Source organism: Escherichia sp. MOD1-EC6300 (assembly GCF_002965045.1).
Taxonomy (GTDB): Bacteria; Pseudomonadota; Gammaproteobacteria; order Enterobacterales; family Enterobacteriaceae; genus Escherichia; species Escherichia coli_F.
In genome coordinates, this window is record NZ_PTRH01000086.1 from 1 (window position 1) to 244 (window position 244).

Here is a 244-nt window from a genome sequence, read left to right on the forward strand (position 1 = left end):
GAAGCTCCCCGGCTGATAAACCGTCTGGATGCGGGTTCTGTCGTTCTGTATCGTGGTCAGCCGGTCGCCGTCCCAGCCGTACCAGGTCACTTCCGGTTTCCGTGACAGCGACATCCAGCCCGTCAGGTCCCGTTCACGCCGCCACACCCGTTTTGCCACCCTGCGGCCCAGCGGGTCGTAAAGATAGCGACTTTCGACCAGCGGCTCTGCATATTGTGTCCGCGTGTAGTGCACCAGCCGGTGC

General features: G+C 62.7%; 1 protein-coding gene. It reads right to left on the bottom strand.

What is annotated here, in order from left to right:
* Positions 1 to 244, bottom strand: a 244-nt coding sequence (locus tag BGE37_RS24950; RefSeq protein WP_198598495.1) for an RHS repeat protein, incomplete at both ends; no start/stop codon positions are given.